Origin of the sequence: Conyzicola sp. (assembly GCF_046714715.1) — a bacterium.
Taxonomy (GTDB): Bacteria; Actinomycetota; Actinomycetes; order Actinomycetales; family Microbacteriaceae; genus Conyzicola.
This window is the reverse complement of sequence record NZ_JBKKAD010000217.1, coordinates 1-9,218: the sequence shown is the minus strand read 5'-3', so window position 1 is coordinate 9,218 and position 9,218 is coordinate 1. Positions and strand designations below refer to the sequence as shown.

The 9,218-nt window shown below is 68.7% G+C and carries 10 protein-coding genes and 1 pseudogene; 10 read left to right on the top strand and 1 reads right to left on the bottom strand.

The annotated features are described in order from the left end of the window. The first annotated feature begins 159 nt into the window (after positions 1-159). Positions 160-615, top strand: coding sequence for a MarR family winged helix-turn-helix transcriptional regulator (locus ACLQ6X_RS16935; RefSeq protein WP_411701319.1), 456 nt, complete (start codon positions 160-162; stop codon positions 613-615). Here the strand turns inward: ACLQ6X_RS16935 and ACLQ6X_RS16930 are convergent. Then, a complete protein-coding gene (locus ACLQ6X_RS16930) occupies positions 612-1,829 on the bottom strand; it encodes a polysaccharide pyruvyl transferase family protein (protein WP_411701318.1) in 1,218 nt (405 codons plus the stop codon). The two genes, ACLQ6X_RS16935 and ACLQ6X_RS16930, sit on opposite strands and share 4 nt — an antisense overlap. A gap of 154 nt (positions 1,830-1,983) precedes the next feature. Between ACLQ6X_RS16930 and ACLQ6X_RS16925 the strand changes: the two genes are divergently transcribed. The 9 genes and pseudogenes from ACLQ6X_RS16925 to ACLQ6X_RS16885 all read left to right on the top strand — a co-directional run. After that, a complete protein-coding gene (locus tag ACLQ6X_RS16925) occupies positions 1,984-3,159 on the top strand; it encodes a MalY/PatB family protein (protein WP_411701317.1) in 1,176 nt (391 codons plus the stop codon). Further along, on the top strand, positions 3,156-4,475 hold the full coding sequence (locus ACLQ6X_RS16920) for an O-acetylhomoserine aminocarboxypropyltransferase/cysteine synthase family protein (RefSeq protein WP_411701316.1): 1,320 nt from the start codon (positions 3,156-3,158) through the stop codon (positions 4,473-4,475). The genes ACLQ6X_RS16925 and ACLQ6X_RS16920 overlap by 4 nt, the downstream gene beginning before the upstream one ends. Before the next feature lie 64 nt (positions 4,476-4,539). After that, positions 4,540-5,847, top strand: coding sequence for an aminotransferase class V-fold PLP-dependent enzyme (locus ACLQ6X_RS16915; protein WP_411701315.1), 1,308 nt, complete (start codon positions 4,540-4,542; stop codon positions 5,845-5,847). Next, positions 5,844-6,302 (top strand): Fe-S cluster assembly sulfur transfer protein SufU, encoded by a 459-nt coding sequence (gene sufU, locus ACLQ6X_RS16910; protein WP_411701314.1) that lies wholly within the window; start codon positions 5,844-5,846, stop codon positions 6,300-6,302. The genes ACLQ6X_RS16915 and sufU overlap by 4 nt, the downstream gene beginning before the upstream one ends. Before the next feature lie 69 nt (positions 6,303-6,371). Beyond that, entirely contained in the window at positions 6,372-6,719 is a 348-nt protein-coding gene (locus tag ACLQ6X_RS16905) for a hypothetical protein (protein WP_411701313.1), read from the top strand. Between the two features lie 34 nt (positions 6,720-6,753). Then, positions 6,754-7,077, top strand: a complete 324-nt coding sequence (locus ACLQ6X_RS16900) for an ATP-dependent DNA ligase (protein WP_411701312.1) — start codon at positions 6,754-6,756, stop codon at positions 7,075-7,077. An 8-nt stretch (positions 7,078-7,085) separates the two neighbouring features. Further along, a complete protein-coding gene (locus ACLQ6X_RS16895; RefSeq protein ID WP_411701311.1) occupies positions 7,086-7,622 on the top strand; it encodes a hypothetical protein in 537 nt (178 codons plus the stop codon). Positions 7,623-7,647: 25 nt separating this feature from the next. Continuing rightward, positions 7,648-8,793 (top strand): AI-2E family transporter, encoded by a 1,146-nt coding sequence (locus ACLQ6X_RS16890; protein ID WP_411701310.1) that lies wholly within the window; start codon positions 7,648-7,650, stop codon positions 8,791-8,793. Beyond that, a pseudogene (locus ACLQ6X_RS16885) lies at positions 8,793-9,218 on the top strand (hypothetical protein); the annotation flags it as partial. The gene ACLQ6X_RS16890 and the pseudogene ACLQ6X_RS16885, both read left to right, overlap by 1 nt.

The window sequence follows — 9,218 nt, the reverse complement described above, 5'->3', positions numbered from 1 at the left end:
ACGCTGAACTCGGCACCAAGACCGGCGTGCAGCAGCTCGCCCAGACCGAGGCCGAACTGCTGCTCAACGTGGCGGGCGGAGAGGCCGTCGTGCCCACCTCGGTGCTCACCCGTCCTGTGCCGATCGTCACGGACACGAAATCGACGACCCCGGATGCCCGTGCCTGATTCCCCGGAATCCGATGCGGCCCGCGACGCCTACGCACTCGAGATCGAGCAGGGCGTGGCGGTGCTGTACCGCGCGAGCAAGGCGCGGGTGAAGCGTCTCGTCGAGCACCTCGACCCCGACATGCAGACCGCCGGCTACCTCGTGCTGCGCTTCGTGATGGCGCACGAGCCGATCCGAGCCGGCGACGTCGCGGCCGGACTGTCGATGGACAAGAGCGCCGTCAGCCGCCAGCTCACCGCGCTGCGTGAGAGCGGGCTCATCGAGGCCCAGCCCGACCCGGAGGACGGCCGCGCCAGCCTCGTGGTCTCGAGCGTCAAGGCCAACGAGCGCCTCGACGAGTTCCGGGTCGAGCTGAAGAGCGACTACCGCCGCATGCTCGCCAGCTGGGACGCCGCCGACATCGAGGCCTTCGCCCGCCTGCTGAACAAGTTCAACGAGTCGCGCTAGGCGCCGAGCGCCGCCGCCACGCGGTCCCACCAGGCGGCCGAGGCGGCGCGGTTGGACTCGGCCAGGGAGATGCCCCGCGCGCGGACGGTCTCCCGGTCGTTCCAGACCCCGGATGCCACGGCCGGCGCCGCACCCGCGACCAGTTGCGCGGCACTGACCAACGAGCTCTGGCCGAAGTTGCCGAGGGCGCCGGTGAGCTTCGTCGTGGTGTAGTCGTCCACCGGAATGCCGATGGTGGGCACCCCTCCCGAGACCGCGAACACGGCCGGGTGGTACCGGCTACTGACCACGAGCGCGGCACCGCGGGCGAGCCGCGCCGCCGCCACCGAGTCGCCCTCGTTGAGGGTGGCGACGTTGGTGGAGGCCATGCGTGCGATCACGGCGTCGTGCATGACGGTGTCGCCGCGCGACTCGGTCTCGTCGAGCGAGGCGAAGTGGGCGTAGAAGCGGATGTCGAGGCCGGTGGTCTCGACCAGGTGGTCGAGCAGGTCGGCGACGGCCTGCTGAAACTCGTCGCGGTTCTCGACACCGACGTGGGTGGAGAGCGAGACGAGGCAGTACGGGGAGGCGGTGTCGTCCGCGACATCCGAATCTCTGCCCTGTTCGCTCAGGAAGCTCGCGTCGTCCACCGTCTGCGCGAGCACTGCGGGGTCGCCACCGAGCTCGAGCGCCAGGGCGTGCGACGGCTTCTCGCGCAGGCCGACGAGGCGGGCGGAGGAGAGCAGTGTCGCGACCAGGGCGCGGTCCGCGTCGTCGAGGTGCGGGCCGAGCGTCTGGCCGGAGACGACGAACGGCTTGCCCAGCAGGCGGGCGATCTCGCCGATCGTCGCGCGTTCGAAGATGTGCGACGGCCAGGTGCTGGCCATGTTGCCGCCGCCCGAGACGGCGACGCCGTCGCTCGAGCGGATGGCCTCGATGACCGCGTGGGCGCTGTCGCCCGCCTCGAGCAGCCCGGTCTCGCCGGCGGCGGTGCGCACGACGCGCTGCATGCGGTGCTGCTGCTCGTCGCGTGTCTTCTGGGTGCGGAAGCCGATGCCCGCGACCGCGTCGATGCCGTAACGCTCGCGGGTCTCTGCCGGGTTCGACGAGATACCCGTGATGTGGTCGACGCCGCGGCCGCGCAGCTGGTAGACCATCTCGTCGAACATGGCCTCGTCGCCGACGTGCACCATGGTGTCGATCACTCCGACGTCACCGATTACTACTATTCGCAACTCTTCACTCCGGGCGCTGGAAACGATCCCGCACGCCGCGGGCCGAGTTCACGTTAGTCGACTTAGATGACGCTGTGAGTCGCCCGCCGCTGTCGCACGCAACCGGACTAACTACTGTCGGTTAGACGAGACGACGGACCACGAGAGACCAGCCATGACGACGAGCCGCTTCGACGAGATCAGCCGGCACCAGCTGAGCCGTCCCGACAGCCGCAAGTGGAGCCTGCACCCGGGCACGATCGGCGCCTGGGTCGCCGAAATGGACTTCGGCACGGCGCCCGCGGTCACCGAGGCCCTGCACCGCGCCATCGACGACGGCGACCTCGGCTACCTCGCGCCGGCGACCACCCGGCGCATGGCCGAGGCGACCTCGGCGTGGCTCAAGACCGACTGTCGGTGGGACATCGCGCCCGAGAACATCCACCCGGTCTCCGACGTGATGTCCGCCCTCGAGGTGGCGATCACCAAGTTCTCTCCCGACGGAACGGGCGTCATCATCCCGACGCCCGCATACATGCCGTTCCTCAGCTTCGTTCCCACCCTCGGCCGCGAGGTGTTCCAGGTGCCCGGCGTCGTGACCGACGGGCGGTGGAGCCACGACCTCGCCGCGATCGACCGGGCCTTTCTCGCTGGCGCGCGCACCCTCATCCTGTGCAACCCGCAGAACCCCACGGGCACCGCCATCGGGCGCGACGAACTCGAGGCCATCGCGGCCGTCGTCGACCGCCACAACGGCCGGGTCTTCGCCGACGAGATCCACTCGCCGCTGCGCTACGGCGACGCGCCGCACGTCCCGTACGCCTCCGTTTCGCCCGCGGCCGCCAAGCACACGATCACGGCAACCTCCGCCTCCAAGGCGTGGAACCTCCCCGGCCTCAAGGCCGCCCAGCTCATCACCTCGAACGAGGCCGACGAGGAGCTCTACCAGATCTTCGGATTCGCGGTTCTGCACGGTGCATCCACCCCCGGCGTCATCGCCGCGACCGCCGCCTACTCCCACGGCCGCGAGTGGCTCACCGAGGTCACCGAGTACCTCGACGGCAGCCGTTTCCTGCTGCGCGACCTGCTGGCCGAGCACCTGCCGGAGGTGAAATACACGGTTCCGGATGCCACGTACATCGCCTGGCTGGACTGTTCCGCCCTCAACATCCCGGGTTCCCTGGGCGATTTCTTCCGCACCGAGGCGGGGGTCGCGCTGACCGACGGCGCGCTCTGCGGCGCCGGATACGACGACCACGTGCGCATCATCTTCGCGATGCCGCGCCCCATTCTCGAAGAAGCCGTCATCAGCATGGCCGATGCCGTGCGTCGCCTGAGGGAGAACCAGTGACCGACCACGACCACCAGGTGTCCGAGCCCGAGTACGACTGGCAGGGCTACGCGTTCGACACCCGCCAGGTGCACGCCGGCGAGTACGACGACCTCAACAGCGGCGCGCGCGTCTCGCCCATCGCGATGACCGCCGGGTACCGGTTCGGTTCGTTCGACGACGCGCGCGGCCGGTTCGCCGGCGAGAACGACGGTCTCATCTACTCGCGGCAGCGCAACCCCTCGGGCAGCGTCGCCGAGAAGCGCATCGCGTCTCTCGAAGGGGGCACCGAGGCGATCGTCGTGGCCTCGGGGCAGGCCGCCATCACGTCGGCGCTGCTCTCGCTCGCCGGCAGCGGCGACCACATCGTGTCGACCGCGAGCATCTACAGCGGCACCCGCATCCTCTTCGGCCGCAGTTTCGCCCGGTTCGGGGTGACCGTCGACTACGTCTGGGATGAGAACGACGACGACGAGTGGGACCGTCTGATCACGCCGAAGACCAAGGCCATCTTCAGCGAGACGATTCCCAACCCGAAGAACGACATCGTCGACATCGGCCGGGTGGCGGCGGTCGCCAAACGGCACGGCATCCCGTTCGTCGTCGACAACACCATCGCGACCCCGTACCTCATCCGACCGTTCGAGCACGGCGCCGACATCGTGGTGCACTCGTCGACCAAGTTCTTCTCCGGCCACGGCGCCGCCATCTCGGGAACCATCGTCGACGGCGGAACCTTCGACTGGGTCGGCGCCACCCGCGCGTTCCCGCTGATCACCCAGCCGGCCGCGCCCGGCCTTCCTTCGATCGCCGAGCGCTACGGCGACGTCGCCTACGCCCGCGCCACCCGCGAGGCGGTCGTGAACGACATCGGCCCGGCGCTGTCGCCGTTCAACTCGTTCCTGCTGCACCAGGGCATCGAGACGCTCTCCCTGCGCATGGAGCGCCACCTCTCCAACTCGGTGACGATCGCCGAGTGGCTCACCACCCACCCGAACGTCGAGAGCGTCGACTACGCCGGCCTGCCCGGCAACCCGCGCACCGAGCTGGCGCAGCGGCTCTACGGCGGGCGCAGCGGCTCGGTCTTCTCGGTCACCGTGCGCGGGGGAGAGGCGGGCGCCCGGCGTTTCCTCGACCGGCTGCGGGTCGTGAGCCGCATGACCAACATCGGCGACACCCGGTCGATGGCGCTGCATCCGGCCACCACGACGCACAGCTCGTTCTCGCAAGACCTGCGCGACCGTCTCGGCATCTCGCCCGGGCTCATCCGCCTCTCGATCGGCATCGAAGACGTGAACGACCTCATCGCCGACCTCGACTGCGCCCTCGCGCCGTAGGGCCGCGCTCGGCAGGAGGGGTGCGATCCGGCGCGTGTGCGGGCCCGGCGCGTAGACTCTATGGGTGACCGACACCGCACAGACGACCCGGACCGACGCCCTCGGCGACGCCGAACTGGCCGCCATCCGCGCCGATTTCCCGATCCTGTCGACCGTGGTCAACGGCGCACCGCTCGTCTACCTCGACTCCGGCGCCACCTCGCAGAAGCCGGTGCAGGTGCTCGACGCCGAGCGTTCGTTCTACGAGCGCGACAACGCCGCCGTGCACCGCGGGGCGCATATGCTCGCCGCCCTCGCCACCGAGACCTTCGAAGACGCCCGCGCCACCGTCGCCCGGTTCGTCGGGGCCCGCGAAGACGAGATCGTCTGGACGTCGAACGCGACGGAGGGCATCAACCTCGTCGCCTACGCCATCTCGAACGCGAGCCTCGGCCGCGGCGGTGAAGCCGCGCGTGCGCTGCGCATCGGCCCCGGCGACGAGATCGTGGTCACCGAGATGGAGCATCACGCGAACCTGCTGCCGTGGCAGGAGCTCGCGGCGCGCACCGGGGCCACCCTGAGATTCATCGCGATCCTCGACGACGGGTCGCTCGACCCGCAGAGCATCGACGCGGTCATCACCGAGCGCACGCGCATCCTCGCCTTCACCCACGTGTCGAATGTGCTGGGCATCGTGAACCCGGTCGTCGACCTGGTCGCCCGGGCGAAGGCGGTCGGCGCCCTCACCGTGCTCGACGCCTGCCAGTCGGCGCCGCACCTCGCGCTCGACGTCAGGGGCCTGGGCGTCGACTTCGCCGTGTTCTCGGGGCACAAGATGCTCGGCCCCACCGGCATCGGCGTGCTCTACGGCCGCGCCGACCTGTTGAACGCGATGCCCCCGTTCCTCACCGGCGGCTCCATGATCACCACCGTCACGATGGAGTCGGCCGAGTATCTGCCCGCTCCGCAGCGATTCGAGGCCGGAACCCAGCGCATCTCGCAGGCCGTGGGTCTCGCCGCCGCCGTGCGCTACCTCGAGAACGTGGGACTGCAGCGCATCGCCGACCACGAGTCGCGGCTGGGCGAGCGCCTCGTCGCCGGGCTATCGTCGATCGCCGGTGTGCGTGTGCTGGGCCAGCCGGCCGGCACCCACCGCGTCGGACTCGCCAGCTTCGACGTCGCCGGCGTGCACTCGCACGACGTCGGACAGTTTCTCGACGACCGCGGCATCGCCGTGCGGGTGGGTCACCACTGTGCGCAACCGCTGCACCGCCGCCTCGGCGTCACATCGTCGACGCGGGCTAGTGCCTACCTGTACTCGACCGACGCCGAGATCGACCAGATGCTCGCCGGCGTCGCAGACGCCACCACCTTCTTCGGAGTGAGTTCATGAGTTCTTCAGAGCTGCAGGCGCTCTACCAGGAGCTGATCCTCGACCACTCTCGCCATCCGCAAGGCTTCGGCCTTAAGCCTGAGGCGACCGCCTCGTCGCACCAGGTCAACCCGACCTGCGGCGACGAGGTCACGCTGCAACTGCACGTCGAGCCGGGCACCGACATCGTGACCTCCGTCACCTGGGAGGGACACGGCTGCGCCATATCGCAGGCCTCCGCGTCGCTGTTCACCGAGATGGCCGTCTCGCTCACCCTCGCCGACCTACAGGGCCGCATCGACCTGTTCCGTACGGCGATGCGCTCGCGCGGTGCCATCGAGCCCGACGAAGAACTGCTCGGCGACGCGGCCGCGCTCGGCGGTGTCTCGAAGTACATCGCACGGGTCAAATGCGCGATGCTGGCGTGGGTCGCGGCAGAGCACGCCATCGCCCAGGTGCGGGTCGAGAGCGCCTAGGAAATATCACTTCCGGCGTCGACTCGCCCGGTGTACGGCGACCGCCGCGCCGCCGGTTAGGGTCGCAGTATGAAAAGCATTTCTTTCGCCAGCGGCACCCTCGTCACGAGCGCAGCGGCCGCCGAAGCGCTACTGGGGTTCGTGTCGACTATGTCCGCCGAGAACAACAGCATCGTCGTCGAGATCCCGGTGCTGGAGCAGGACGGTACGATTGCCACGCACAGCGTCGTGTTGAGTTCGTCGATACAGTTTGATGTCGCCGATTCAGACGAGGTTTATGCTGACGAGAACGAGTTGCCGATTCCTGAGCTGCCCCAACCCGACACGATGGTAGCCATCGAGCCACGCGCCGACGCGGCAGAACAGGCAAAGAATTTCGACCGCGCGATCGCCGATATCGACAGCGCGTTCGACTAGGCACACCCTTCCAAGCACACCCCTAAGGACCACAGTGGGCAAACTAATTTATGGAACGCCGTCCATCAGCGTCGAGTTCGACGACCGGATTCTCGCCCATCTGAAGGTCGTCATGCTCGCCAAGCTGCGTCGCGGCGAGAGCTTCACCTTCTCGTGGGAGTACAAGTCGTCGCAGGGCAGCGGACACAGCTCGGTCTGGCTGCACCCCGCCATCCCGCTGCAGTTCGATTTCTACGGCAAGAAGGATCCGACGCTCAACCGGGTCTGGCTCGAAGAACTGGTGCAGCTCGCCAACACCCCGGCCGGCCTCCGCATCATCCCCGAGCCCACCGGCTCCGAACAGCATTCGGAGAACTGATACCCGTCGTGGCTAACCCGAATGCGAGACCACTCACCGTCGAGATCACGCACGTCAACTCCGAGATCATCAGATTTCGCGAGATCGCGGCCGACTACCGCTGGATCGACGTCAAGTTCTTCGCCTACTCCGGTGTGGGCAGTGCCAAAGACATCGTGGCGGCCGTAATCGCCAACGCCTGGTACGACGACGACTACGCGAGCCCGTCGGGCGCGCTTCCCGAGCCGTCGCGCGGCCTGCACGGCCCGTACATGCTCGACCGCATCACGCTCGCCTCGTTCGAGAAGTCCTCGGCGCGCAGGTGCCGCGCCATCGTTCGCGCGTGGGCGGTGCAGCTCGGCCCGTTGCCCGACGAGTTCACCGTCAAGTACGACAGTTTCGTGGCGCACGTTCTCGACGCGGCGACAGCGGTGTACAGATTGAATGTGGATGACACGGACCGACACCGCTGGGGCGCGCACATGGGCGTGCTCGGGTTCCACGAGTTCGTGATCGTCTCGCCGAAGTCGAAGACCATAGCATTGCTGGTCGCGAGCGACGACTGAGCGAACGCTCGCCTAGGGTTGGTCTATGTCCGACGAGATGCACACCCGCCCCTCCCCGCGCGAGCTGATGACCGACAGGCTGGGCGTGCTCAGTATCCGCAGTGCGCAGATCATCGTTGTGCTGCTGCTGGCCATCGCGGCGGTATTCGCGCTCATCCAGCTCAAGCTCGTGGTCATCCCGCTGCTCATCGCGGTCATCCTGGCGGCGGCCCTCAGCCCCGTGATCACCTTCCTGCGCCGACGCGGCGTCTCGGCGATCCTCGCTACCTGGATCACCCTGATCGCCGGCCTCGTGGTGTTCGGCGGGCTCATTACGCTCATCGTGTTCGCTGTGCGCGACCAGTGGGGCGAGCTCGTGTCATCCGCCTCAGACGGCATCGACCAACTGCAGGAGTTCGTCGAGAACGGTCCGATCCCCGTCGATCAGAAGCAGCTCGACTCCCTGCGCGACACGGTCGTCGACTTCCTCACCAGCAGCCAGTTCGGCTCGGGCGCGCTCGCCGGCGTCTCGGTCGCGGGCGAGCTCATCACCGGCGTGCTGCTCGCGCTGGTCATCCTTTTCTTCTTCCTGAAAGACGGCGACCGCATCTGGGCGTTCTTCCTGCGCCCGTTCAGCGGCCACGCCCTGGAGCGCGGGCACCGCATCGGCCATGTCGCGGTGAAGACCCTCGGCGGTTACGTGCGCGGCACGGCGACCATAGCCGCGGTCGACGCCGTCGCGATCGGCGTCGGCGTTGCGATCATCGGGGTGCCCCTCGCGCTGCCGCTGGCCGTGATCGTGTTCCTCTCGGCGTTCATCCCGCTCATCGGTGCCACCGTCGCGGGCATCCTCGCCGCGCTCGTGGCGCTCGTCGCCAACGGCCCCGTGGCGGCGCTCATCGTGGTGATCATCGTGATCGTGGTGAACCAGCTCGAGGGTAACTTCCTGCAGCCGGTCGTGATGGCCCAGTCGCTCAAGCTGCACCCGCTCGTCATCCTGCTCGCGCTCACCGCCGGAACCATCCTGGGCGGAATCATCGGCGCGGTGCTGTCGGTGCCTATCGCGGCGGTCGCCTGGGCGATCATCAAGACGTGGAACGGTCCAGCCGAGCCTGGGACGCCCCGAGAGCCAAAGACGCCACGAAAGCCTAAGACGACCCGAAAGCCGGAGATCGAGCAGACCGCGGTCTGATGACGCCCGCCTTCGAGCTGCACGGCTCGTTCACCGAGCCCGGCCTGGCCGACGCCGCTGCCCCAGCACCCGCCGAGCGCATCGGGCTCCGCGGCCTGCTCGCTCGCCGAGGGCACCGCGCGCGGCGGGTGCGTGTTCCGGGTGCGGCAGCCGTCGAGGGCTTCCGTTGGCGGCTCATCGACGTGTACGACCAGCGGTGGTGGCCGCAGGGCATCGCGGTCGGCGAGTTCGAGGGCCGGCCGATCGCCATCACCAGCCGGTACGCGCAGCCGCGGCGCGGGGGCGAGCAGGGATCGCGGGTGAGCATCGTCGACCTGCGCGACCCGCGGCGACCGCGCTACCGGCACGTGCTGCTCGTCGCCCCGCGACGCACGGCGGAGGGCACCGTGTTCGAGCCCGTGGTGGTGCACGCCGGCGGCATCGTC

Excerpts from the sequence above, each read along its gene's own strand:
- ACLQ6X_RS16925 (WP_411701317.1), top strand. The coding sequence starts at position 1,984 with ATGACGACGAGCCGCTTCGACGAGATCAGCCGGCACCAGCTGAGCCGT.
- sufU (WP_411701314.1), top strand. The coding sequence starts at position 5,844 with ATGAGTTCTTCAGAGCTGCAGGCGCTCTACCAGGAGCTGATCCTCGAC.
- ACLQ6X_RS16905 (WP_411701313.1), top strand. The coding sequence starts at position 6,372 with ATGAAAAGCATTTCTTTCGCCAGCGGCACCCTCGTCACGAGCGCAGCG.
- ACLQ6X_RS16890 (WP_411701310.1), top strand. The coding sequence starts at position 7,648 with ATGTCCGACGAGATGCACACCCGCCCCTCCCCGCGCGAGCTGATGACC.